This window comes from Streptomyces sp. P6-2-1 (assembly GCF_050613165.1).
GTDB lineage: Bacteria > Actinomycetota > Actinomycetes > Streptomycetales > Streptomycetaceae > Streptomyces.
In genome coordinates this window covers 4,051,468-4,076,078 of the sequence record NZ_CP192513.1, presented here as the reverse complement: position 1 = coordinate 4,076,078, position 24,611 = coordinate 4,051,468, and the positions used below count along the sequence as shown (strand labels likewise).

Annotated in this window: 21 protein-coding genes; 9 read left to right on the top strand and 12 right to left on the bottom strand. The window is 73.1% G+C overall.

Annotated features, from left to right (window positions below; genetic code table 11):
* Nucleotides 1-525 precede the first annotated feature (525 nt).
* Nucleotides 526-2,160, top strand: coding sequence for a DNA repair protein RadA (gene radA, locus ACQYWQ_RS17540; RefSeq protein ID WP_431035728.1), 1,635 nt, complete (start codon nt 526-528; stop codon nt 2,158-2,160).
* 207 nt (nt 2,161-2,367) lie between these two features.
* Nucleotides 2,368-3,492: a DNA integrity scanning diadenylate cyclase DisA gene (gene disA / locus ACQYWQ_RS17535; RefSeq protein ID WP_431035726.1), complete on the top strand. Its 1,125-nt coding sequence runs from the start codon at nt 2,368-2,370 to the stop codon at nt 3,490-3,492.
* 93 nt (nt 3,493-3,585) lie between these two features.
* On the opposite strand, the gene ACQYWQ_RS17530 is transcribed toward disA, so the two are convergent.
* Nucleotides 3,586-4,491 carry a hypothetical protein gene (locus ACQYWQ_RS17530; protein WP_431035725.1) on the bottom strand — a complete coding sequence of 302 codons (906 nt, stop codon included), beginning with the start codon at nt 4,489-4,491 and terminating at the stop codon, nt 3,586-3,588.
* A gap of 517 nt (nt 4,492-5,008) precedes the next feature.
* Between ACQYWQ_RS17530 and ACQYWQ_RS17525 the strand changes: the two genes are divergently transcribed.
* Complete coding sequence (locus ACQYWQ_RS17525) at nt 5,009-5,653, top strand: phosphatase PAP2 family protein (protein ID WP_431035724.1); 645 nt, start codon at nt 5,009-5,011, stop codon at nt 5,651-5,653.
* Here ACQYWQ_RS17525 and ACQYWQ_RS17520 read toward each other — a convergent pair.
* A complete protein-coding gene (locus tag ACQYWQ_RS17520; protein WP_431035723.1) occupies nt 5,641-6,375 on the bottom strand; it encodes a response regulator transcription factor in 735 nt (244 codons plus the stop codon). The two genes, ACQYWQ_RS17525 and ACQYWQ_RS17520, sit on opposite strands and share 13 nt — an antisense overlap.
* On the bottom strand, nt 6,372-8,102 hold the full coding sequence (locus ACQYWQ_RS17515) for a sensor histidine kinase (protein ID WP_431035721.1): 1,731 nt from the start codon (nt 8,100-8,102) through the stop codon (nt 6,372-6,374). Before ACQYWQ_RS17515 ends, ACQYWQ_RS17520 begins: the two co-directional genes overlap by 4 nt.
* A 300-nt stretch (nt 8,103-8,402) precedes the next feature.
* Between ACQYWQ_RS17515 and ACQYWQ_RS17510 the strand changes: the two genes are divergently transcribed.
* From ACQYWQ_RS17510 to cseC, 5 genes are all read left to right on the top strand, one after another.
* The gene (locus ACQYWQ_RS17510; RefSeq protein WP_431035719.1) at nt 8,403-9,371 is read left to right on the top strand and encodes an A/G-specific adenine glycosylase; all 969 of its coding nucleotides are present in this window, start codon (nt 8,403-8,405) and stop codon (nt 9,369-9,371) included.
* Between the two features lie 268 nt (nt 9,372-9,639).
* A complete protein-coding gene (locus ACQYWQ_RS17505) occupies nt 9,640-10,239 on the top strand; it encodes a SigE family RNA polymerase sigma factor (RefSeq protein ID WP_431035717.1) in 600 nt (199 codons plus the stop codon).
* Nucleotides 10,240-10,442: 203 nt separating this feature from the next.
* Nucleotides 10,443-11,171, top strand: coding sequence for a hypothetical protein (locus tag ACQYWQ_RS17500; RefSeq protein WP_431035716.1), 729 nt, complete (start codon nt 10,443-10,445; stop codon nt 11,169-11,171).
* 202 nt (nt 11,172-11,373) lie between these two features.
* On the top strand, nt 11,374-12,090 hold the full coding sequence (cseB, locus tag ACQYWQ_RS17495; RefSeq protein WP_431035714.1) for a two-component system response regulator CseB: 717 nt from the start codon (nt 11,374-11,376) through the stop codon (nt 12,088-12,090).
* Between the two features lies 1 nt (nt 12,091).
* Complete coding sequence (gene cseC / locus ACQYWQ_RS17490) at nt 12,092-13,486, top strand: two-component system sensor histidine kinase CseC (RefSeq protein ID WP_431035713.1); 1,395 nt, start codon at nt 12,092-12,094, stop codon at nt 13,484-13,486.
* A 116-nt stretch (nt 13,487-13,602) separates the two neighbouring features.
* Here cseC and ACQYWQ_RS17485 read toward each other — a convergent pair whose 3' ends face one another.
* Nucleotides 13,603-14,286 carry a M23 family metallopeptidase gene (locus tag ACQYWQ_RS17485; protein WP_431035712.1) on the bottom strand — a complete coding sequence of 228 codons (684 nt, stop codon included), beginning with the start codon at nt 14,284-14,286 and terminating at the stop codon, nt 13,603-13,605.
* Between the two features lie 483 nt (nt 14,287-14,769).
* Here ACQYWQ_RS17485 and ACQYWQ_RS17480 point away from each other — a divergent pair, with 483 nt between their 5' ends.
* Nucleotides 14,770-15,495: a Type 1 glutamine amidotransferase-like domain-containing protein gene (locus tag ACQYWQ_RS17480; protein WP_431035711.1), complete on the top strand. Its 726-nt coding sequence runs from the start codon at nt 14,770-14,772 to the stop codon at nt 15,493-15,495.
* Between the two features lie 170 nt (nt 15,496-15,665).
* Here ACQYWQ_RS17480 and ACQYWQ_RS17475 read toward each other — a convergent pair whose 3' ends face one another.
* The 8 genes from ACQYWQ_RS17475 to nadC form a co-directional block, all read right to left on the bottom strand.
* Nucleotides 15,666-18,191, bottom strand: a complete 2,526-nt coding sequence (locus tag ACQYWQ_RS17475) for an ATP-dependent Clp protease ATP-binding subunit (RefSeq protein ID WP_431035709.1) — start codon at nt 18,189-18,191, stop codon at nt 15,666-15,668.
* Nucleotides 18,192-19,046: 855 nt separating this feature from the next.
* Nucleotides 19,047-19,382, bottom strand: coding sequence for a histone-like nucleoid-structuring protein Lsr2 (locus ACQYWQ_RS17470; RefSeq protein ID WP_431035708.1), 336 nt, complete (start codon nt 19,380-19,382; stop codon nt 19,047-19,049).
* 657 nt (nt 19,383-20,039) lie between these two features.
* Entirely contained in the window at nt 20,040-20,588 is a 549-nt protein-coding gene (locus tag ACQYWQ_RS17465; RefSeq protein ID WP_431035706.1) for an amino-acid N-acetyltransferase, read from the bottom strand.
* A gap of 10 nt (nt 20,589-20,598) precedes the next feature.
* A complete protein-coding gene (locus ACQYWQ_RS17460) occupies nt 20,599-21,093 on the bottom strand; it encodes a BlaI/MecI/CopY family transcriptional regulator (protein WP_431035704.1) in 495 nt (164 codons plus the stop codon).
* 154 nt (nt 21,094-21,247) lie between these two features.
* A complete protein-coding gene (locus tag ACQYWQ_RS17455) occupies nt 21,248-21,430 on the bottom strand; it encodes a hypothetical protein (RefSeq protein ID WP_431035703.1) in 183 nt (60 codons plus the stop codon).
* Nucleotides 21,431-21,450: 20 nt separating this feature from the next.
* Nucleotides 21,451-22,101 carry a hypothetical protein gene (locus ACQYWQ_RS17450; RefSeq protein WP_431039233.1) on the bottom strand — a complete coding sequence of 217 codons (651 nt, stop codon included), beginning with the start codon at nt 22,099-22,101 and terminating at the stop codon, nt 21,451-21,453.
* Between the two features lie 354 nt (nt 22,102-22,455).
* Nucleotides 22,456-23,253, bottom strand: coding sequence for a type III pantothenate kinase (locus tag ACQYWQ_RS17445; RefSeq protein ID WP_431035701.1), 798 nt, complete (start codon nt 23,251-23,253; stop codon nt 22,456-22,458).
* A gap of 37 nt (nt 23,254-23,290) precedes the next feature.
* Nucleotides 23,291-24,361, bottom strand: coding sequence for a carboxylating nicotinate-nucleotide diphosphorylase (gene nadC, locus ACQYWQ_RS17440; RefSeq protein ID WP_431035700.1), 1,071 nt, complete (start codon nt 24,359-24,361; stop codon nt 23,291-23,293).
* Between the last annotated feature and the right edge of the window lie 250 nt (nt 24,362-24,611).

Sequence of the window (24,611 nt, the reverse complement as noted above, 5' to 3'; positions counted from 1 at the left end):
CACGGCGAGTGGGGGCGTACGGGTACGGCCCGGGGAGACGTACGAGCCGAGGGGTACGGCCCGCACGCGTACGAGCCGAAGGACGCCTGCCGCACACATGCGTACGGCAGGAGGCGTACCAGCCGAGGGACCCGAGCCGCACGCATGTGTGGTGCGGCCGGGGGCGTACGGGCCGGAGGCGTACGGCCCGCGGCAGAGCAGAGGCGTACGGGGCCCGGCCTGGGCGTACGGGACACGGCAGGCGCGTTCGGGACACAGCAGGCGCGTACAGCGCACGCCCGCGCAGTCACCACACACGCCACGCCCCGCCGAACCCTCCACGCTCCCCCTCCCGGTGCCCGCCCCCCGGAACTCCCCGCCCGCCCTCGCCCGTTGTGGCCCGTCGGGGGCCCACCCATCCCCTAGGGGACATCCCCGAGACCCCCCGCCCGCCCCCTCAGGGACATCCCCCAAAACCCGCTGAACTCCCCCCGTTCCTCCCCTGCCGCGCCTCTGTCTGTCAGCCCCTCCCGCTACGGTGGCCGCATGGCCACCCGCACCAAGTCCGCCAAAGACCGCCCCTCCTACCGCTGCACCGAGTGCGGCTGGCAGACGGCCAAGTGGCTGGGGCGCTGCCCGGAGTGCCAGGCGTGGGGGACGGTCGAGGAGTACGGGGCTCCCGCGGTGCGCACCACGGCGCCGGGCCGCGTCACCACCTCCGCCCTCCCCATCGCGCAGGTCGACGGGCGGCAGGCCGCCGCCCGTTCCACCGGGGTGCCCGAGCTGGACCGGGTGCTCGGCGGCGGGCTGGTGCCGGGCGCCGTCGTCCTTCTCGCGGGAGAGCCCGGTGTCGGCAAGTCCACGCTGCTCCTCGACGTCGCCGCGCAGGCCGCAGGCCCCGGGCACCGCACGCTGTACGTGACGGGTGAGGAGTCCGCCTCGCAGGTCAGGCTGCGCGCGGACCGTATCGGCGCGCTCGACGACGAGCTGTACCTGGCCGCCGAGACCGACCTCGCCGCCGTCCTCGGCCACCTCGACGCGGTGCGGCCCTCGCTGCTCGTCGTCGACTCCGTGCAGACCGTCGCCTCGCCCGAGATCGACGGCGCGCCCGGCGGCATGGCGCAGGTGCGCGAGGTCGCCGGTGCGCTCATCCGCGCGTCGAAGGAGCGCGGCATGGCGACCCTGCTCGTCGGCCACGTCACGAAGGACGGCGCCATCGCCGGGCCCCGTCTCCTCGAACACCTCGTAGACGTCGTGCTGAGTTTCGAGGGCGACCGGCACGCGCGGCTGCGTCTCGTGCGCGGCGTCAAGAACCGCTTCGGCGCGACCGACGAGGTCGGCTGCTTCGAGCTGCACGACGAGGGCATCACCGGGGTCACCGACCCTTCGGGCCTCTTCCTCACCCGCCGCGACGAGCCCGTCCCCGGCACCTGCCTCACCGTCACGCTGGAGGGCCGCCGTCCTCTCGTCGCCGAGGTGCAGGCCCTCACCGTCGACTCGCAGATCCCCTCGCCGCGCCGCACCACCTCGGGCCTGGAGACGTCCCGCGTCTCGATGATGCTCGCGGTGCTCGAACAGCGCGGCCGCATCAGCGCGCTCGGCAAGCGCGACATCTACAGCGCGACCGTCGGCGGTGTGAAGCTCTCCGAACCGGCCGCCGACCTCGCCATCGCCCTGGCCCTCGCGAGCGCCGCGAGCGACACCCCGCTCCCGAAGAACCTCGTCGCGATCGGCGAGGTCGGCCTCGCGGGCGAGGTCCGACGCGTCACGGGCGTGCAGCGCCGCCTCGCCGAGGCCCACCGCCTCGGCTTCACGCACGCGCTCGTCCCCGCCGACCCCGGCCGCGTCCCCGCCGGGATGCGCGTCACCGAGGTCGCCGACATCAGCGACGCCCTCCTTGTCCTGCCCCGCGGCCGCGGCGCGGGGCGCGGCGGCAGGGCCGAGGGCCCGTCCGCGGAAGGCGAAGGGCGTACGGGCGCGGGGAGGCGCGACGAGTCCCGTTCGGGCGGTGCGGGATCGCGCGGCGCCTCCCGTACGGGCGCGGGGCGCGGCGAAGCCCGTACGTCCGCCACGCGCCGTACCGCGGGAAGCGCCGCGGCGAAGAGCCCCGCCGCCGCTCCCGCGCCCCGCGAGGAAGAGGCGCCCGAGCTGTGGGAGGAGGACTCGGCAGCCCCGTTCTGAGCCGCTCGCGTCCGTCCTGGGCCTGCTCGCACGCCTCCCGGGTCCGCGTGTGTCCGCCTTCGCCCCGGCACGCCGGAGCGGCGCCGGTAGACTTTGCCCCGGTCTCGCCCGTCCGTACGGTGGGCCACGGGTCGCCTCGGCCCTGGGAGGACCGGGCGGCGCTGTGGCGGCGGCCGGGCACCGTAGATCTGCGACCGGAGGAATGCAGTGGCAGCAGGCGACCGGGGAGCGACACCCGGCAAGTCGGGCGGTGTTGCCCGTGCCGACGCGCTGATGCGCGCCTCACTGAGCGCGGTCGCGCCGGGCACGGCCCTGCGGGACGGACTCGAACGGGTCCTGCGCGGGAACACGGGCGGGCTCATCGTCCTCGGCTGGGACAAGACCGTCGAGTCCTTGTGCACGGGCGGGTTCAACCTCGACGTCGAGTTCAGCGCGACCCGGCTGCGGGAGCTGTGCAAGCTCGACGGCGGCATCGTGCTCGACAAGGACCTCACCAAGATCCTCCGGGCGGGCGTGCAGTTCGTGCCCGACCCGACGATCCCGACCGAGGAGACGGGCACGCGGCACCGCACCGCCGACCGCGTCTCCAAGCAGGTCGGTTTCCCCGTCGTCTCGGTGAGCCAGTCGATGCGGCTCATCGCGCTGTACGTGGACGGGCAGCGCCGTGTCATGGAGGACTCCGCCGCGATCCTCTCGCGCGCGAACCAGGCGCTCGCGACGCTTGAGCGGTACAAGCTGCGTCTCGACGAGGTCGCGGGGACGCTGTCCGCGCTGGAGATCGAGGACCTCGTCACGGTGCGGGACGTGTGCGCGGTGGCGCAGCGCCTGGAGATGGTGCGGCGGATCGCCACGGAGATCGCGGAGTACGTCGTCGAGCTGGGCACCGACGGGCGGCTCCTCGCGCTCCAGCTCGACGAGCTGATCGCCGGTGTCGAGCCGGAGCGGGAGCTGGTCGCGCGCGACTACGTGCCCGAGCCGACCGCGCGCCGGGCCCGCACCGTCGAGGAAGCCCTCACCGAGCTGAACGCGCTCACCCACACCGAACTGCTCGAACTTCCCGTCGTGGCCCGTGCGCTCGGGTACACGGGCTCGCCCGAGGCGCTCGACTCGGCCGTCTCGCCGCGCGGTTACCGGCTGCTCGCGAAGGTGCCGCGCCTGCCGGGCGCCATCATCGACCGTCTCGTGGAGCACTTCGGCGGCTTGCAGAAGCTCCTCGCCGCGAGCGTCGACGATCTCCAGACGGTCGACGGGGTGGGCGAGGCCCGCGCGCGCAGCGTCCGCGAGGGCCTGTCGCGGCTGGCCGAGTCGTCGATCCTGGAACGGTACGTCTGAGGCACGGCGAAGGGGCGGGCGCGGGTGACTCCGCGCGCCCGCCCCTTCGCCGCGGCCCGCCCCACCGGACGGACCGGCCACGCCCTCGGTGGCTCAGTCCTTGTCGAGGCGGAACGACGTACGGGCCTTCTCCAGCCCCGGCGCCTTCGCCTCCACGAGGTACGTTCCCGGCTTCGCCGAGCCGCTCGGCGGCTTCGCGCAGGCGGCGCGGCTCGCCTTGCGGTTCCAGTCGATCGCGTACCGGATCGTCTCCTTCGCCGGCACCCGCAGCCACAGGCTCTCGGTCGCGGGGCAGTCCTTGGAGGACCAGTACGGGGCGTCCTCGCCGGTCAGCGTGATCGTCACGACGGTGCGCGCCGCGCCGAGATTCACCTTGCACGCGGCGGCCGAGCTGTTCTTGACGGACAGTTCGAGCCTGGGTTTCTTGCCGGGCTCGTACGTGTTGTGCGCGCTGCGCAGCGAGAGTTCGGCGATGTCCGTGGTGCAGTCGGGCAGGCTCGATCCTGCGGGGACGCGCTGCGCCGCACTGCTTCCGGCCCCTGCGCCCTTGCCGGAGGTGCCCGAACCGCTGTCGCCGCCCGTCTCGTTGGAGCCGTCGGCGCCGTCCGACCCGTCTCCGGAGCCGTCCTTGCCCGAGCCGTCCTTGCCCGAGCCGTCCTTGCCCGAGCCGCTGCCCGCGTCGCCGTCCGAGGGCTCGTCACCCGGTGCGGCCGTGCCGTCGTCGTCCTTGTCGGCGCCGCCCGACTCGTCGCGGCCGCCCGGCTGTTGACTGATCGCCGGGCCCGAGCCGCTGGGGCCGGGGGTGATCGAGGGCGCGGGCCCCGAGGAGCTGCCGGAACCCTGCGCGCCGTCCTTCTTGCCGCCTCCGCCTCCGCCCGTGAGGTTCACCAGCCAGACGACGAGCAGGGCGACGAGCACCAGTACGGCGCCGAGAATCGCCCTCCGTCGCCAGTAGATGCTGGAGGGAAGCGGACCGACCGGATTGCGCATAGATCCCACGGCGCAACTCTACGAGAGATCCACGCCACTCCCGGCGCCACCCGCCGCCCCACCCTCAACTTTCCCGGATCATCATTCCGGCTGGTCTTCACACGAGCGCCAGTACCGTTTCGCGCTGCCGGTTTCGCGCCGGTACGGGCCGTTCCGGGCCACCCCCCGCACCCGTCGGCCGCCCCCTGATGTCACCTCTCCACCCCCCACCCGGGCCGTGATCACTCCGTTCCCCATTCGTGCCGCTTTCGTTTCCTTCTTCTTCCGGCGCGGGTGCAATCGCCACGCATACGTGCCGTCGCGCCCGCCTCGCGTCCCTGAATCGCCCGCACCCCGCCCGGCTTGTCCGCGCGTACCCCTTCCGCCCCCTCGCCGTCGCAGGACCGGCGCCGCGGCCGGTCCGGTTCACCTCTTCCTCATGCCGTGTCCTCCCCCGGTTCACCTCCCGCCCCTGCCGATCGGCAGGGGCGGCAACGGTCCCGCCGGGGGATGTGGTGGTCGGGAGCAGCCCGTAGCGTCCCCGACTATGGAAGGCATGACCAGCGTCGACTCTGACCTCTATCTCGACATCCTCGACTTCGGGCACAGCACGCCGGAGTGGTTCCAGAAGCTCGCCGAGATCTGGACGGAACTGGGGCTGCTGCTCTTCGCGGCGCTCTTCGTCGTCGCCTGGTGGCGTGCCCGGCGCGGCGACCCGAGCGCCCTCGCCGTCGCCGTCCTCGCCCCGCTCGGCACCGCTGTCGCCTACGTGATCAGCGAGGTCGCCAAGTCCTCGATCACCGAGGAGCGTCCCTGCCGGGCCGTCAAGGGCGCCCGCCCGCTCATCGACTGCCCCGCGCACGGCGACTGGTCCTTCCCCAGCAACCACGCGACCATCGCGGCGGGCGCTGCCGTGGGCCTCATGCTCGCCTGGCGCGTGATCGCCTGGCTCACCCTGCCGATGGCGCTCCTCATGGCGTTCTCACGGGTCTTCGTCGGCGTCCACTACCCGCACGATGTCGCGACAGGGCTCGTCCTCGGCACGCTCGCCTCGCTCGTCGTCGTGAAGCTCGGCACCCGGCCGCTCGCCGCGCTCGCCGCCACCATGCGGGCCTCCTCGATCGGTCTCCTCACCTGGTTCGCAGGCCCGGGCCAGCGCCGCGCCGCGCACGCCGCGCCCTACGTCCGCTGATCCGCTCCTCCCCACCCCTCCTCCCCCACCGGCAGCCCCGCCTCGTGCGCGAGCACGGCGGCGCGGACCCGGTTGGGGACCCCGAGCCGGTCGAGCACGACGCTCACGTAGGCCTTCACCGTCCCCTCGCTCAGGCCGAGCCCTGCCGCGATCCCCGCGTTGGACAGCCCGCCCGCGAGCAGGACGAGCACCTCCCGTTCCCGGGGCGTGAGCCGGGCCACGGCCCGCCGCGCCCCGGCCGCGCGTTCCAGGCGCCGCCCGCCGAGCCCGTCCAGTACGTGCCGGGTCACCCGTGGCGCGAGGAACGCGCCGCCTGCCGCCAGCGCTCTCACCCCTGCGATGAGTTCGCAGGGGTCACCGGACTTGAGCAGGAAGCCCGCCGCCCCGCCGGCGAGCGCCCGCTCCACGTACTCGCCCTCCGAGAACGTCGTGAGCATCCCGACCGCAGTGCCGGGCAGCACCCGGGCGAACTCCTCGGCCGCGCCGAGCCCGTCGAGCACCGGCATCCGCACATCGAGCAGCACCACGCCCGGGCGCAGCCGCAGGCCCTCGGCGAGCGCCTCACGCCCGTCGCCCGCCTGCCCGACGACCTCGATGCCCGGCGCGCTCGCCAGGATCGCAGCGACCCCCTCGCGCACGAGACGTTCGTCGTCCGCGAGCAGCACCCGCACCGGGGCACCGTCCCCCGGCCGCTCCGCTCCCACCCCGCCGTGCTTCCTCATCCGCCCAGCTCCCCGAGTTCCCTGCGCACGTCCCCTGCCGCGCCCGCTCCCGGCACGACGGCCTTGTCCACGAGACGCCCGCCCCTGAAGCACAGCCGGTAGTGGTCCACGCTCACGAAGAGTCCCGGCACCGCCCGGTAGTAACGGCACACGGCCCCCGCCGGCCGGGCGGGCTCCCGCTCGACAGGGACGTCACCGACCGTGCGCGCGGGAAGCCTCGGCGCGAGGTCCGCGTACGGCGTCCCCGGGCGCGCGCTCGCGTAGACCCGCGCGTCGAGCACGGAGTGGCCGCGGCTGTACGCGTACCAGCCGAAGCCTCCGCCGAGCAGCGCCGTCCCGGCCACGACCCCCGCGACGACCAGCGCCCGCAGCCGCCCGGGCCCGAGCACCGGCACCATCCCGGGCGCCGGCCGCGCCCCGGGCACCGGCCACGTCTCAGGCACCAACCCCGTCTCGGGCACCGGTCCGGACCCGAGCGCCTTTGCGGGCCCGAGCGCCTTTGCGGGCGGGCGGTCCCGCTCCCTCGCGGGCAGCCACGCCTCCACGAGGTAGCCGCCGTCCTCACGTGGTCCCGCGTCGAAGCGCCCGCCCACCGCGCGGACCGCCGCGGAGAGCGCCCGCAGCCCGGAACCGCCGCCCTTCGGCACGAGCGGGCGTGGCGGGGAGACCGCCGCGCGGTCGGGGCTGCCCGCCTGGCCCGCGTCCGGGCCGCCCGCCGCCCGGGGGCCGGGTCCGCCGGCGACGCGGAGGTGCGTGCCCCCGTCCCCGGGGACGCACGCGACCGTCACCTCGGCGCCCGGCGCGTACCGCGCGGCGTTGGTGAGCGCTTCGCGTACCACCCTGTGCCGCAGCCCGGTATGCGCATCGGGCCGCTCCGGCCAGGCCGTGACCCGTACCGCGAGCCCCGAGGCCACGGTGCGGCCGAGGAGGTGCGCCAGGTCAGGGGCGTCGGGCGGCCCGGGTGGGGGATCGCTCTCCGCCGGGGGGCCGCCCTCTTCCGCGCGCAGCACGCCCACGATCTCGTGCAGCCGGTCCACCGCGTCCGCCGTCGCCGCGCGCAGCCCCGCCGCCGCCTCGCGGTGGCGCTCCGGCAGGTCGGCGGCGACCTGGAGCGTTCCTGCCCGCAGCGCGATGAGGCTGAGTTCATGGCCCAGCGCGTCGTGCATCTCGCCCGCGATCCTGGCCCGCTCGCGCAGCGCCGCGCGCTCGGCGACGGCCCGCCGCTCCTCCTCGACGCGGGCCGCCCGGGCCCAGCCGGCCTCGGCGAGCGCCCGGCGCTGGAGTCCGTACCTGCCGGCGAGCCACGGGAAGACGACGAGGAAGAGGAGCACGGCGAGGAGGAGCAGCCACGCCGTGACCGGGTCCTCGGCACGCCACAGCACCCGTACGGAGCCCGCGAGAGCGAGTGCCGCGCACGCCGCGCCGGTCTGCCGTGCGCCGCCGCGCAGGCCGAGGAGGTACGTGAGGACGGGCAGCGCGGGCCCGTAGTCCGCGGTGAAGAGCGCCGTACCGAAGGCGAGGCCGGGGGCGGCGCCGAGCAGCAGGGCCGTCGCGGGAAGGCGCCGCGCGCAGGCGGCGGCGAGGGCGAGCGCGACGAGACCGAGCCCGGTGGCCACCCAGGGCACGTGTTCGACGAGGCGGAGGAGCCGCGCCAGGACGACGGGCACGGCGAGCACCGCCCAGAGCCCGAGGGCCCGGACGCCGCGCGAGAGCACCGTGACTGTCATGCCGTTCACGGTACGGGGCCCCACTGACAAGCTCTCCGTAATCATGCGAATACAGTGCGTAAGTGCAGGTCATGGGCATGTGGTCCCGACGGGCCGGCTGCGCACGGGCCGCACCGGCCGCTCCCGGCCACTGCCCCTCACGCACGACGCCCCCCCTCGTGGCACCCGCACCCCCTGCCTGCCCGGCCGCGCGTGCGCCGGGCGTGCGCCCCCTTTGTGCTCCGCCCTCCCCGTCGTCACCCTGGCGCGGGAGGCGCGCCGTGCGGTCAGGAGGTGTGTGCGTGGCAGGATCTGAACGCCATGACTTTGCCCACGCACTCCGCCGCGTCCGTTCCCTCCCCCTCACCCTCGGCGCCTCCCGCACGGGAGGGCGCATCGCTGCACGGCCCCGTGATCGCCTGGTACGAGGCGAACGCCAGGGATCTGCCGTGGCGGCGGCCCGAGGCCGGTGCCTGGGGGGTGATGGTCAGCGAGTTCATGCTCCAGCAGACCCCGGTGGCCCGGGTCCTGCCCGTCTACGAGGAATGGGTGCGGCGCTGGCCGCGCCCGGCCGACCTCGCCAAGGAGCCCTCGGGCGAGGCCGTCCGCGCCTGGGGCCGCCTCGGCTACCCGCGGCGCGCGCTGCGGCTGCACGGCGCGGCCGTCGCCATAACGGAACGACACGGCGGCGACGTGCCCGAGCACCACGCGCAACTCCTCGCCCTGCCCGGCATCGGCGAGTACACGGCGGCGGCCGTCGCCTCCTTCGCGTACGGGCAGCGGCACGCGGTGCTCGACACCAATGTGCGGCGGGTGCTCGCGCGTGCGGTGAGCGGCGAGCAGTTCCCGCCGAACGCGACCACTGCGGCGGAGCGACGCCTCGCGCGTTCGGTGCTGCCCGAGGACGAGGAGACGGCCGCGCGCTGGGCGGCCGCGTCGATGGAACTCGGCGCCCTCGTGTGCACGGCGAAGAACGAACAGTGCGGACCGTGCCCGCTCAGCGACCGCTGCGCCTGGCGGCTCGCGGGCAAGCCCGCGCACAGCGGCCCGCCGCGCCGCGCGCAGACGTACGCGGGCACCGATCGCCAGGTGCGCGGGAAGCTGCTCGCGGTACTGCGCGAGGCTCTGGAACCGGTGCCGCAGGCGACTCTCGACCGGGTGTGGCACGACCCGGCGCAGCGGGCGAGGGCGCTCGACGGGCTCGTCGCCGACGGACTCGTGGAGCCACTGGAGAACGGCCGCTACCGACTGCCGGGACACCGCGCCTTCCCTCCCCACCAGCCCCGCTGAGCACCTTGCTGCCCCACCGGCCCCGCTGACCCCGCGTCACCTCGCCCCTCCCCCCGCCCCTTCCCCCACCTGTCCGAATCCGACAAAAGCCACATGCGGGCGCTTCATTTCCGTCTTCGGCTGGGCTGTTACACAACCGATGGGTAGCTGTGCATCCATCGATCGCTCACTCGGAAGGCTCCGTTACACCTCCTCCGTAGCGTCAGCACCGTGCTTCGACCAGGGCACACGGGGACACGGGGACCACGGGGACACGGAGGCGGACGACATGGCGCAGGCGACAGTCGGCGACGGGGTGCGGGACGAGGCGGCGCGGGACGGGCTGCCGGAGGAGATCCTCGGCTTCGAGGACTACGTACGGGCGCGGCAGGACGCCCTGTTGCGCAGTGCCCGGCGTCTCGTGCCCGACCCGGTGGACGCACAGGACCTGCTCCAGACCGCGCTCGCGCGCACGTACCGCCGCTGGCAGGGCATCGCCGACAAGCGGCTGGCCGACGCCTACCTGCGCCGGGTCATGATCAACACGCGGACCGAGTGGTGGCGCGCGCGCCGTCTCGAAGAGGTGCCGAGCGCCCAGCTGCCCGAGGACGGTGCCGACACCGTGCCCGACCCAACCGAGCAGTACGCCGACCGCTCGCTGCTCGTGGACGTGCTCTCCGTGCTCGCTCCCAAGCAGCGCAGCGTCGTCGTGCTGCGACACTGGGAGCAGATGTCGACCGAGGAGACGGCGGCGGCGCTCGGTATGTCGCCCGGCACCGTCAAGAGCACCCTGCACCGTGCCCTGGCCCGGCTCCGCGAAGAGCTGGAGACCCGGGCGCGCGAGGCGCGGGCGCAGGAACGTGAGGAGCTGGAGCGGTGCGTGGCCTAGTGCCCCGGCAGTCGAGGCGTGCCCGGCCCCGCGTCGCCCCAGGCGAAGGAGCGGGGACGGGGGCGGCTCAGGAGGCGTCCGCCGGTGCGGACGACAGCCCGGAGCGGCCAGGTGGCGCGGCTGCCGCGGGGGCGGACGCCTCGGCAGGCGCGGCGGCCGGGCCGGGCGACCCAGCGCGGCCGGCCGTTCGGGAGCGTCAGGCGGTGCGTCCGCGCCGCGGGCCGCGCCCGGACCGTCGGCGCCGTGCGCCCCGTGCGCGGACCGCGGCGGCGCGCTGGCGGAGGCTCGGGGCAGGGGCCACCGCGTTGCTCGCGGCAGGCGGCTGCGCGGTCGGCGGCACCGGGACGAGGGACGAGGGTCCCGCCCGGCCGGAGGCCGCGGCCCAGGTCAGTCCCGCGTCGAGCCCCTCGGAGAGTGCCTCGGTACCTGTCATGGGCCAGCAGCGCGTCGTCCGGCTGCTCCTCGCCGACGCCGCGGTGAGCGCGGAGACCAAGAAGGACCTCAAGCCGTGCGGCGGGCACGACTACCCGGTGGACGTCTCCTCGGGGGACCTCACGGGAACCGGCACACCCGATCTCCTCGTCAATGTGATGACCTGCGGAGACGCGGTGGGCGTCGCGAGTTACGTCTACCGCAAGGAGAAGTCGCGGTACGTGAGCGTCTTCCGGGCCGAGGACCCCCCGGTCTACGCGGAGATCGACCGGGGTGATCTGGTGGTGACCAAGCAGCTGTACCAGAAGGGTGATCCGGTCTCGTACCCGTCGAGCGAGGAGGTCATCACGTACGGCTGGCACGGGGGCGAGTTCACGGAGTCGTACCGGATGCGGAACGACTACAGCAAGACGGTGGGCGGGGACAACGGCGGCGAGGAGACCGGGGAGGACGACGGCGAGGACGACGGCGCCGCCGCACCGACCAGTCCCCCCCGATGACGACCTGCCGCCGACGGGCCGCCGACAGGACCCGCGGGGCGGGCGGCGGACATGCCGGCCGCACAGGGCGGCGGCACAGGGCGGCGGCTGCGCACGGCGGCGTCTGTACGGGCGGGGCGCGAGGCTGCCGATGCCGCGCGGGGGCGCGGCGCCGCGCGCGTGCGGGGCGGGCGGTGAACGACGAGAAGACGAGCTGACGGACATGGAAGAGCAGACACAACGGCGGGCGGGGGCACACGTCCTCTTCGTGGAGGACGACGACGTGATCCGGGAGGCGACGCAGCTCGCCCTGGAGCGCGTGGGTTTCCGGGTGACGGCGGTACCTGACGGGCTTCAGGGCCTGGAGTCCTTCCGGACGGGGGCACCGGACATCGCGCTCCTGGACGTGATGGTGCCGGGGATGGACGGGGTGAGCCTGTGCCGCCGTATCCGGGACGAGTCCACCGTGCCGGTGATCATGCTGTCGGCGCGCGCGGACAGCATCGATGTCGTCCTCGGCCTGGAGGCCGGGGCGGACGACTACGTGACGAAGCCCTTCGACGTGTCCGTCCTGGTGGCGCGGCTGCGCGCGGTGATGCGGCGCTTCGGGCACGCCGGGGGCGCCGGGGGGCAGCCGGTGGAGCAGGAGGAGCCGGGTCCGCTGCGCTTCGGGGACCTGGAGGTGGACACCGAGGGCATGGAGGTGCGGCGCCGCGGTGAGCGGATCGCGCTCACACCCACAGAGATGCGGCTGCTGCTCGAATTCTCGGCCGCCCCCGGCACCGTGCTCAGCAGGGACCGGCTTCTGGAGCGGGTGTGGGACTACGGCTGGGGCGGGGACACGCGGGTCGTGGACGTCCACGTGCAGCGGCTGCGGGGCAAGATCGGCCAGGACCGGATCGAGACGGTCCGCGGTTTCGGCTACAAGCTGCGGGCCTAGCGTGGCGGAGACGGAGCGACACCCCGAGAGGGACAAGGGCCGGCGGCGGGAGGGGTCCGCCACCGGGCGGGCCAAGCCCCCGTGGCGGGAGCGGCTGCGCAGCCTGTTCCGTACGGGACTGCGCTGGAAGCTGAGCGCGGCGATCGCGCTCGTCGGGGCGCTCGTGGCGATCGCCCTGAGTCTCGTCGTGCACAACGCGGCGCAGCTCTCGATGCTCGACAGCGCCCGCGACGTGCAGGACCAGCGGGTGCAGTTCGCGCAGCGGATCTACGAGACGACGGGGCGGCTCCAGTTCGGCGCCACGCTCGACGACCCGGGGCTGCCGAAGGCGCTGCGTGAGCGGGTGGCGAAGAACCGGCGGGCGACGTACATCGCCTCCGGGCCCGAGGGACGGCCCGACATCTGGGCGGCGCTCCCGCTCAGCAACGGGCACGTCCTGTCCCTGCACACCCGCTGGTCGACGCGGAAGCAGCGGATCATGCAGGACCTCGACCAGGCGCTCGTGATCGGTTCGATCGCGGTGGTGCTCGGAGGCAGCGCGCTCGGGGTGCTCATCGGCGGGCAGCTCTCGCGGCGGCTGCGGAAGGCGGCGGCCGCGGCGCGGGAGGTGGCGCGCGGGCGGCGGGACGTGCAGGTCCGGCAGGCGATCGGGGGGATCGTACGGGACGAGACCGATGATCTGGCGCGGGCCGTGGACGCGATGGCGGATGCCCTGCGGCAGCGGCTTGAGGCGGAGCGGCGGGTCACTGCGGACATCGCGCACGAGCTGCGGACGCCGGTGACCGGCTTGCTGACGGCGGCGGAGCTGCTGCCCCCGGGGCGGCCTACGGAGCTGGTCAAGGACAGGGCGCAGTTGCTGCGCACGCTCGTCGAGGACGTGCTTGAGGTGGCGCGGCTGGACAGTGCGGCGGAGCGGGCCGAGCTTCAGGAGCTGATGCTCGGGGAGTTCGTGGAGCGGCGGGTCCGCGCGTTCGACGCGGGGATCTCCGTGCGAGTGCTGCGGGAGTCGGAGGTGGTGACCGATCCGCGAAGGCTTGAACGCATCCTCGGCAATCTGCTCGCCAATGCCGCGCGGCACGGGCAGGGCCCTGTCGAGGTGACGGTGGAGGGCCGGGTGGTGCGGGTGCGGGATCACGGCCCCGGGTTCCCCGCGGAGCTTCTGGCGCAGGGGCCGAGTCGCTTCCGTACCGGCAGCGCGGACCGCTCCGGGGGCGGGCACGGTCTCGGGCTGACGATCGCGGCGGGGCAGGCGCGGGTGCTCGGGGCGCGGCTCACGTTCCGCAATCTGCTGCCTCCCGGTGCCGACGAGTCCGGTGCCGCGGCCGAGGGGGCTGTGGCGGTGCTGTGGCTGCCGGAGCACGCGCCGACGGACGGCGGGGTGCCGGAGACGGGCTGAGGGCGCGCACGCGGAAGGGCCCCGGCCCGGTCGACAGGGTGTGTCGCCGGGCCGGGGCCCTGGGGAGCGGTCGTGCGGTGCTCCCGTTGTCCGTGGGTGCTGCTCAGGGGTCCGGGTCAGACCTTCACGCCCATCTTGTGGAGGAAGTTGACCGGGTTGACGGCCGAGCCGTAGTTCGGGGTGGTGCGGATCTCGAAGTGGAGGTGCGGGCCACTGGAGTTACCGGTGCTCCCGGACTCCGCGAGGTGCTGGCCGGTCTTGACGCTCTGGCCGACCTTCACGTCGATCTTCGAGAGGTGCGCGTACTGCGAGTACAGCTTGTTGCCGTGCTTGATGACGATGGCGTTGCCGTAGGCGGGGCCGTCACCGGCGCCGATGGGGCCGGCCTTGACGACGGTGCCGCTGTGGGCGGCCATCACGTTGGTGCCGGTCGGGACGGCGAAGTCCTGCCCGGAGTGCTTGTGCGCCCAGCGGGAGCCGTCGTTGCCGAAGCTCGCGGACAGCGTGTACTTCTTCACCGGGTCGATCCAGGACTTGGCGGTCTTGGCGGCGGACGCGGCCTTCGCGGCCTTGTCCTTGGCGGCGTGCTCGGCGGCCTTCGACTGCGCGTCGGCCTGAGCGGTGACACCGGCCGCGCTGACAGTCGGGATGACCTTGGTGGTCTGCGTGCCCGTGTCGGCGGCGACCGCGGCCCCCGCCCCGAGCACCGCGGTGGCGCCGACGCCGGCGGCCAGGAAGGCGGCGCGGTGACGGAGACGGGCGGTGGTGCGGGCGTTCGAGGACGTGGTGCTCTTCGGCATGGGGTGAGTACCTCCGAGTGGGGGGATTCCGGCGGATTGCCGGGGCGACAACCCCATTGGTAACAAGCCCCCCAGAGCATCCAAAACGGGGCATCTACTATCAAATTACGTAGCTCTCGCCCGCCTTTCCGGCTCGCCCAACCCCCTCCCTTTCGCCTGTGACGCGGCTTACGTGACGCCACCCACAGAGAGAAAGCGCAGGTGAAAGGGGGCGCGAACAGGAAAAGGCCGCCGGAGGCCGGATGGGCGCCCGGAATACACCCCGAACCAATTGATCCGCTTTGTCCCTATTTATCCCCTAATGTGGTTAGTACGTGACGCAGGTCCTGTGCCCCACGTCACCCGTAGCCCCTTTTCCGGGCCTTTCCGGACCCCTGGGGGAGTGACCGCGACCACGTGCAGGACGCCGGAAAGGGACTTGCCCGGCCCCGTGCGAGCGGCCGAGAGTGAAGGACCGGTCACGCCGCGAGGCCAGGAGGCTCCATGTCGACCGTCCGTATCGCCGTGCTCGGCGGTGGTTTCTCCACCGAGGGAGACACCGTGCTCGATCCCTGGCTGCTCGGGCACGCGCGGAGCCCTCGCCCCCGGGTCTGTTTCGTGCCGACGGCGAGCGGCGACGCCCGCACGTACGCGGACGCCTTCCGTACGGCCTTCGGGCGCCTCGACTGCGCGCCGAGCGTGCTCTCGCTCTTCACCCGGGACCGGGACGCGGCGGCTCTGCGCGAGCAGGTCCTCACCCAGGACGTCCTCTACGTCGGCGGCGGGAGCACGGCGAACCTACTCGCGGTGTGGCGGGCGCACGGCGTCGACCTGCTGCTGCGGGAGGCCGCCGCGCGCGGTGCGCTGCTCTGCGGGATCTCGGCGGGTGCGAACTGCTGGGCCGACGCTTGGCTCACCGACTCGTACGGACCGCTCGGCGTGCTCGCGGACGGACTCGGCCTGCTGCCGGGGTCCTTCTGCCCGCACTACGACTCCGAGCCGGGCCGCCGCCCCGCCTACCGTGCGGCCGTCGCCTCCGGCGCGCTGCCCGGGGGCTGGGCGCTGGACGACGGGGCGGCGGCGCTCTTCTCCATACGTCCCGGTACCACCGAGCCGCCGGAACCGGTCGAGATCGTCAGCCGCCTCCCCGGGGCCGCCCTCCACCGCGTCGCGCCCGACGGTCGCGGAGGCAGTACGGAGAGCACTCGGGAGGGGCGTCCCCTGGACTGAGCCGGGCCCAGGGCGCGGAGGCGTCGCCGCGGCGGCCCGGCGCGCCCCGGGAGCAGCCCCGCCCCGCCGCCGCCCGCACCCACGCAGCGCGAAGGCCCCGCCCTCTCCCGTACGGGAAAAGGCGGGGCCTTCGCGCTGTGGACCGGGTGGGACCGGGCTCCCTGAGGGGCTCAGCTCTCCTTGGTCAGGTTGGGGCCGCCACCGGTGGCGGACTCGACCGGGGGTGCGTCGGGAAGCGTGGACTTCTCCTCGCCGCGGAAGGTGAAGTTCTCGCTCTCGCCCTCACCCTCCGTGTCGACCACCACGATGTGACCGGGGCGCAGCTCGCCGAAGAGGATCTTCTCCGAGAGCACGTCCTCGATCTCGCGCTGGATCGTGCGACGCAGCGGACGGGCGCCGAGCACCGGGTCGTAACCGCGCTTGCCGAGGAGCTTGCGGGCCGGCTGGCTCAGCTCCAGGCCCATGTCGCGGTCCTTCAGCCGCTCGTCGACCTTGGTGATCATCAGGTCGACGATGCGGGTGATGTCCTTCTCGGTGAGCTGCGGGAAGACCACCGTGTCGTCGACACGGTTGAGGAACTCGGGGCGGAAGTGCTGCTTCAGCTCGTCGTTGACCTTGGCCTTCATGCGCTCGTAGCCGGTCTTCGTGTCGCCCTGGACCGCGAAGCCCAGGTTGAAGCCCTTGGAGATGTCGCGGGTCCCCAGGTTGGTGGTCATGATGATCACCGTGTTCTTGAAGTCCACGACACGGCCCTGGGAGTCGGTCAGACGACCGTCCTCCAGGATCTGGAGCAGCGAGTTGAAGATGTCCGGGTGCGCCTTCTCGACCTCGTCGAAGAGGACGACGGAGAACGGCTTGCGGCGCACCTTCTCGGTGAGCTGGCCGCCCTCCTCGTAGCCGACGTAGCCGGGGGGCGAGCCGAAGAGCCGCGAGACGGTGTGCTTCTCGCTGAACTCCGACATGTCGAGGGAGATCAGCGCGTCCTCGTCGCCGAAGAGGAACTCGGCGAGCGTCTTGGCCAGCTCCGTCTTACCGACACCCGAGGGGCCGGCGAAGATGAAGGAGCCACCGGGGCGCTTCGGGTCCTTGAGCCCGGCGCGCGTGCGGCGGATCGCCTGGGAGAGCGCCTTGACGGCGTCCTCCTGACCGATGACGCGCTTGTGCAGCTCGTCCTCCATGCGGAGCAGACGCGAGGACTCCTCCTCGGTGAGCTTGAAGACCGGGATGCCCGTGGCCGTGGCCAGGACCTCGGCGATCAGCTCCTCGTCGACCTCGGCGACGACGTCCATGTCGCCGGCCTTCCACTCCTTCTCCCGCTTCGCCTTCGCGGCGAGGAGCTGCTTCTCCTTGTCGCGGAGCGAGGCCGCCTTCTCGAAGTCCTGCGAGTCGATCGCGGACTCCTTGTCCCTGCGGACACCGGCGATCTTCTCGTCGAACTCGCGGAGGTCCGGCGGCGCGGTCATGCGGCGGATGCGCATCCGGGAGCCGGCCTCGTCGATGAGGTCGATCGCCTTGTCCGGGAGGAAGCGGTCGGAGATGTACCGGTCGGCGAGGGTCGCCGCGGCGACGAGCGCGGAGTCGGTGATGGAGACCCGGTGGTGCGCCTCGTAGCGGTCGCGGAGGCCCTTGAGGATCTCGATGGTGTGCGCGAGCGAGGGCTCGGCGACCTGGATCGGCTGGAAGCGGCGTTCGAGTGCCGCGTCCTTCTCCAGGTACTTGCGGTACTCCTCCAGGGTCGTCGCGCCGATCGTCTGCAGCTCACCGCGGGCGAGCATCGGCTTGAGGATCGAGGCGGCGTCGATCGCGCCCTCGGCGGCACCCGCGCCGACGAGCGTGTGCAGCTCGTCGATGAACAGGATGATGTCGCCGCGGGTGCGGATCTCCTTGAGGACCTTCTTCAGGCGCTCCTCGAAGTCACCGCGGTACCGGGAGCCGGCGACCAGGGCGCCGAGGTCCAGGGTGTAGAGGTGCTTGTCCTTGAGGGTCTCGGGCACCTCGCCCTTGACGATGGCCTGCGCGAGGCCCTCGACGACGGCGGTCTTGCCGACGCCGGGCTCGCCGATGAGGACCGGGTTGTTCTTGGTGCGGCGCGAGAGCACCTGCATGACCCGCTCGATCTCCTTCTCGCGCCCGATGACCGGGTCGAGTTTGGATTCGCGGGCGGCCTGCGTCAGGTTGCGGCCGAACTGGTCGAGGACCAGCGAGGTCGAGGGGGTGCCCTCGGCGGGGCCGCCGGCCGTCGCCGTCTCCTTGCCGGTCTGGTAACCGGAGAGGAGCTGGATGACCTGCTGACGCACCCTGTTCAGGTCGGCGCCGAGCTTCACGAGGACCTGGGCGGCGACGCCCTCGCCCTCGCGGATCAGGCCGAGCAGGATGTGCTCCGTGCCGATGTAGTTGTGGCCGAGCTGGAGGGCCTCGCGGAGCGACAGCTCCAGGACCTTCTTCGCCCGGGGGGTGAAGGGGATGTGCCCGGACGGGGCCTGCTGGCCCTGGCCGATGATCTCCTCCACCTGCTGGCGGACCGCCTCCAGAGAGATCCCGAGGCTCTCCAGGGCCTTAGCGGCGACACCCTCACCTTCGTGGATCAGCCCCAGAAGGATGTGCTCGGTGCCGATGTAGTTGTGGTTGAGCATCCGGGCTTCTTCCTGAGCCAGGACGACAACCCGCCGCGCGCGGTCGGTGAACCTCTCGAACATCGTTAATCGCTCCTCAGAGCGGTCAGGCAGTAAAGGGGTCGGTCCCCTCTCTGTCCTTCCGCAGCTTAGTCCCGCAAGCGGGGACCGCTCGGGTCCATCCCCGCCTCCGCGGGGACCAGCGTCCTTCCTGAACTGCTGAACGAACTCACTAACACTGATGGTGCGAGACGATGTTCCCCCAGGCCAAGCCGATACCCGCTCCATCGCTACGCCGATGGCGAACGCGGGGGGCCCGGGACGTCCGCGTCGCCCCTCCCTACTGGGAATGTCTTACCCCCGAGCAGGGACAGTCCATGCGACACGACCCCACCCCCTCCGCTACGGGCGAACAGCCTTGCGCGCCTCCGCCTCACGCCACCACCCCACCACTTCCACGTTCCGCGACCGTTCGCACACCCCTCGTAACTACGGGGGGCTCGGCGGAGTTCCCGCGAGCGGGAGAAAAGACGGGAGGAATCCTTCGCAGGAGGAATCCTTCGGAGGAAGAGGAGGCCGCGACCGCCACGGGGACGCGTTCGGCGCCACGGCAGGTAGCGCCACCGCGCACGGGCCTACGCGACGGAGCGGAGCGGCGCGTCCACCTGGCGAGCCGGCACGACGGTCACGTGGCGACCGGCAGAGCGGAGGCGTGGCGACCGGCAGGGCGGAGGCGTGGCGGCCCGGCAGGCTGGAGGACGCCTGTCCTTGCGCGGCGGACGCGTGGGGGCCGCGCAGCGGACGGGCCCGGCCCCCGCGCGGCGTCCGTCCCGGGCGCGGGCATACGCGTACGGGGGCGCCGCCGGGTCACGGGCGGACTGGCCCGCGGGGCCCCGTACCGCCGTGGGCCGCGCCCTGTCCCGTACCGCATCAGCGGGCTCAGCGGTGCGCGTCCTCGTACGCCTGGCGGACGGCCTGCGAGACGCGGCCGCGGTCGTTGACGTCCAGGCCCTGCTCCTTGGCCCAGGCGCGGATCGCGGCAGTCTGTTCGCCGCTGCCGGCGGAGGAACGCGCCTTCGCGCGGGCGGCGGAACCACGGCCGCCGGTGCGGCGCCCGCTCTTGATGTAGTCCTCAAGCAGCCCGCGGAGCTTGTCCGCGTTCGCCGTGGTGAGGTCGATTTCATAGCTCTTGCCGTCGAGCGCGAACGTCACCGTCTCATCGGCCTCGCCGCCGTCGAGATCGTCGACGAGAAGGACCTGAACCTTCTGGGCCACTGGTTTTCCTTTCATCCATAAATGCAGTACGCCGGAAAGCAAACCGCTTTTTCCGGGAAAACACAAACCCCCCGGAGATGCTGAGGAGAGACTGCGCAGAGCGGACCCGCGGGAAACATGCGCGTTTCGGACATAGGTCACAGCCGCTCTGCGGGCCGGGGAATGGCCCGGGATTGCCGTCGCCAAACAGCACGCGAACAGCGCCGGGAACGACACGGGGAAGGGAGCGGGAAGGAGGCGGGAAGGAGGCGGAAGCCTGCCAACCTTTGGCCAGCGCCCGGCTTTGACATACGTGCGGCCATACCGGCAGCCATAGGCACGGGCATAGCCGCACCCATAGGTGGGCTCATAGGCACGGGCATAGCCGCCGCCATAGGAGGGGTGATAGCCGTACCGATAGGCAGGGGCGAGGCGCGCGCAAAGCCGCTCAATCGCGCGCCCGCGCGATCCCGTGCGATCCCGCGCGAAGAGGGGGCGCGGGCACAGCCGTGCCCCCTTCCCCGCACGTCAGAGGCCAGAGCGGCTGCGCCGCGTTCCCGTGCGCGCACTGTTCGTACGGAAAACGTGGGGCCCGCGCCGGGAGCGGGGAACGGGAAGCGAAGCGGTGCGGGGAACGGGAAGCGAAGCGGTGCGGGGAAGGGGCAAGGCCGCGCGCGTTCAGAGATGCAGCAGCATCCGGCAGTTGCCCAAGGTGTTCGGTTTCACTCGTTCGAGGTCGAGGAACTCGGCGACGCCTTCGTCGGGGGAACGCAGCAGTTCGCTGTAGACCTCGGTGTCGACCGGGGTCTCACCGATCTCGACGAAGCCGTGCTTGGCGAAGAAGTTCACTTCGAAGGTGAGGCAGAAAACCCTCCGCACCCCGATCCAGCGCGCGGTGTGGAGGAGCTTCTCCAGCAGGAGATGCCCCACTCCCGAGCCCTTGAGTGCGGGGGCGACCGCGAGCGTGCGGACTTCGGCGAGGTCCTCCCACATGATGTGCAGCGCCCCGCAGCCGACGACCTCCGCGTTGTCGTCGCGTTCAGCGACCCAGAACTCCTGGATGTCCTCGTAAAGGGTCACGGTCGCTTTGTCGAGCAGGATGCCGCGCCGCGTGTACGGGTCGAGCAGCGCGCGCACGGCGGGCACGTCGGCGGTACGGGCGCGGCGCACCGAGACGGCGGGCGCGGGGAGGGGGCCGGGGGCGGGCGGTGCGGCTTCGCTGGACATGCTCGCGACGCTACCGCTCGCCATCGCCGTCGACGGGGGCGGGTGCGGAGGGCGCGGCGGGAGACTCGGGCCCGGCGGGGGCTTCCGGCTCGGCAGGGGGCGTGGCGGGGGCTTCCGGCTCGGCAGGGGGCGTGGCGGGGGCCCCGGGTCCCTGCACCATGCGGACCGCGTCGCGCAGGGCTTCCTGCTGGTCGGCGCTCATCATGCGGAAGAAGGCGACGAGGGCTGCGGCGCGGTTGTCGCTGCGGCCCCAGTCCTCATTCATGAGGGATGCCGCGTAGGCGTCGCGCGTGGAGACGGCCTCGTAGCGGTAGGCGCGGCCTTCCGACTCGCGGCGGACCCAGCCTTTCTGGTGGAGGTTGTCCATGACCGTCATGACGGTCGTATAAGCGATGGAGCGCTCCTGTTTCAGGTCCTCCAGGACTTCGCGGACCGTGACCGGACGGTTCCACTTCCATACGCGGGTCATCACCGCGTCTTCCAGTTCTCCCAAAGGACGGACCACGCGTGCACTGTACGTGCACAAAGCGACACCATCTATTCAATTCGCGGCAATTCCTTTCACTGCACGGCAAAAGGGGTGCGCGTCCCGGCGGGACCCGTGAACGGGTTCCGGGGACACGCACCCCTTGTGACAGCCGGCGCGCGGGGCGCGGCCGTCAGTCGCGCGCGGTGCCGTGCTCCGCGCGGGGGCCGCTCTCGGCACGGGCGAGCGCCGCGTCGACGGCGGCGTCCTCCTTGCTCTTGGCCGCGCCGCCCTGAGTCTTGACGATGACCCTGACGAGGCCGATGAAGAAGACGGCCATCACCACGGGGGGCACGAGGGCGGAGATGTAGTCCATGAGGCTCAGAGTAGACCGGGCTAACCGGCCGCGAGCTTCTGGGGTGCTGTGTCCGCCGTGCCCGCCGTGCCCGCATTCAGGGCGGCACGGCGGGCGCCCGGAGGCGAGGGGCGGCGCTTGGGCGGGAAGGCCTCGGCGGGGGTCGGGACGCCGGGCCGCCGGGTGGGCTGTGCGGGCTTACGGGCGGGGGTCGCCGGTTTCGCCGGGGCGGGCTTGGCGGGGGCGGGCTTCGCGGGCTCGTCGGCCGCACGGCCGCCCGGCAGGGCGCGCAAGGGGGTACGGGGCCCCGGGGCGAGGGCGCGACCCGCGAGGCGGGCCCGTACCGCCTGCTCGGCGAGGTCCTGGCAGCGCGCGAGGAGACGCGCGGCGCCCGGGTCGTGGCGCAGGGCGCGCAGCGCCGCGAGGTCGTCGGGCCCCGGCTGGTACCCGGCGTCGAGCGCCTCGGCCAGCAGGGGGAGGAAGCCGGGGAGGCTGCCGGGGAGGGCGGCGCGGTAGCGCGTGAGGTCGGCCACGAGGAAGGCCCGCAGTCGCGCGGCCTCGTCCACGGCGGCGTCGACCGCCTGCGAGAGGCGGAGGCAGTCGCGGACGTCGTCCGCACGAGCGGGTCCTGGCAGCAGGGCGAGGGCGAGGGCACGGCGCACGACGCGCACTTCGTCCGCGCCGAAGACCATGCCGCCCCGGGAAGATCCGTATGGCGTGGGCATGGAAGGACGATACGCACATAACGGACGAAAATGTGGTTATTGGGGTGGTGGCGTCTCGCGGCCGGGTGCGGGGCACCGGGGCAGGGGCGCGCCACGCGCGAGCCCGGGTTGGGCGCCACGCGCGAGCCCGGGTTGGGCGCCACGCGCGAGCCCGGGTTGGGCGCCACGCGCGAGCCCCGGTGGCGCCACGCGGGAGGCATGGTGCGGCACACGGCACCCGCTGGGCGCGGACGCGCCCCCGTACCGCGTCCGCGCGGGCCCCCTCCCCCGTACGTATTCGTGCGTACTCGCTCGGTTCACCCCCGTGCCCTCACCGGCCCCTCACCTGCGGCCCGTGTTCCTCTCGTACACCAGCCGCAGGCCGATCAGCGTGAGCCACGGTTCATGGTGGTCGATGACCGTGGCCTCGCCGAGGACCATCGGGGCGAGGCCGCCCGTGGCGATGACGGTGACTTCGGCGGGGTCGGCCGCGAGTTCGCGGGCCATGCGCTGGACGACGCCGTCGACCTGCCCCGCGAAGCCGTAGAGGATGCCGGACTGCATGGCCTCGACGGTGCTCTTGCCGATGACGCTGCGGGGCCGGGCCAGCTCGATCTTGCGGAGCTGGGCGCCACGCAGGCCGAGCGCCTCGACGGAGATCTCGATGCCGGGAGCGATCACGCCGCCCGCGTACTCGCCGCGCTCGGAGACCGCGTCGAACGTCGTCGCGGTGCCGAAGTCGACGACGATCGCGGGGCCCCCGTAGAGGTGCTGGGCGGCGACGGCGTTGATGATGCGGTCCGTGCCGACCTCCTTGGGGTTGTCCATGAGGATCGGCACGCCGGTCTTCACGCCCGGCTCCACGAGGATCGCGGGGACGTCCCCGTAGTACCTGCGGCTGACCTCGCGCAGTTCGTGGAGCACGGCGGGCACGGTGGAGCAGATCGCGATGCCGTCGATGCCCTCGCCGAGTTCCATGCCGAGCAGCGGGTGGGTGCCCATGAGGCCCTGGAGGAGGACCGCCAGTTCGTCGGCCGTGCGGCGGGAGTCGGTGGAGATCCGCCAGTGCTCGACGATCTCCTCGCCGTCGAAGAGACCGAGCACGGTATGGGTGTTCCCGACGTCGATGGTCAGCAGCATCGCGAGTGTCCTGAAGGGGAGACGGGGGCAGGCGGGGTCAGTCGTTGTCCGGGGCGCGCAGGTCGAGGCCGATGTCGAGGATCGGCGCGGAGTGCGTGAGCGCGCCGACGGCGAGGTAGTCGACGCCGGTCTCGGCGTAGGCGCGGGCGTTGTCGAGGGTGAGGCGGCCCGAGGATTCGAGCAGGGCGCGGCCCGCGTTGAGCGTCACGGCCTCCTCGGTCTCGGCGGGCGTGAAGTTGTCGAGCAGGACGAGGTCGGCGCCCGCGTCGAGCACCTCGCGGAGCTGGTGGATCGTGTCGACCTCGACCTCGACGGTCAGTCCGGGGAACATCGTCCGCACCGCCGCGAAGGCGGCGGCGACGCCCCCCGCCGCGATGACGTGGTTGTCCTTGACGAGCGCGGCGTCCGAGAGGGACATGCGGTGGTTGACGCCGCCTCCGCAGCGCACGGCGTACTTCTCCAGGGCGCGCAGCCCGGGCGTGGTCTTGCGGGTGTCGCGCACGCGCGCCTTCGTCCCTGCGAGCGCGTCGGCCCAGGCGCGGGTCGCCGTCGCGATGCCGGAGAGGCGGTTGAGCAGGTTGAGGGCGCTGCGCTCGGCCGTGAGCAGGTCGCGGGTGCGGGTCGTGACGCTGAGCAGCTTCTGCCCGGCGTGCACGGCGTCGCCGTCGGCGACGTGCCGCTCGACCTCGAACTCCTCGGTCGCGACGAGCGAGATGACGGCCTCGGCGATGTGCAGCCCGGCGACGACGCCGTTCTCGCGCGCGGTGAAGTCGGCGGTCGCGACGGCGTCGGCGGGGACGGTCGCGAGCGAGGTGACGTCCTCGCCGCCGTCGAGGTCCTCGGCGAGGGTCAGGTACGCGACGTCCTCGACGTGGACGGGGTCGAGACCACCCGCGGCGAGGAGCGCGGCGAGCGCGGGGTCGAGGCCGCAGACGTCCTCGTCGTCCTCGTGCTCGTGGTCGTCGGCGTCGTGGCCGCCACAGGCGCAGCCCGCGCCGCAGCCGCCGCTCGCGCCCGCGTCGTCGGCGGGCAGCAGCGGCAGCACGGCCCCTGGCGCGGCTGCGGGGGTGGGCTCGGTCGGCTCGGGCTGCTCGGGGCTGGTGCTCACGCTCTGGGCTCCTGGTGCGGTACGGGTGGTACGGGGTCGTGCGGGCGCCTTGGTCGCGCCCGCGGGTGGTGCGCGCGGGCCCGGGTGGTGCCCGCGGCGCGCGTCGTGCGGTACGTACGAGTGTGGCCGCGCGGACCGCCGGGCGCGGCGGGACCGCGGTCGCGGTACGTGCGTGTGTACGGACAGTACGCGGTCGCACGGACAGTCGGCTGCTCGTCCTGGCGTACGGACCGCCGCGTACGGCAGCCGT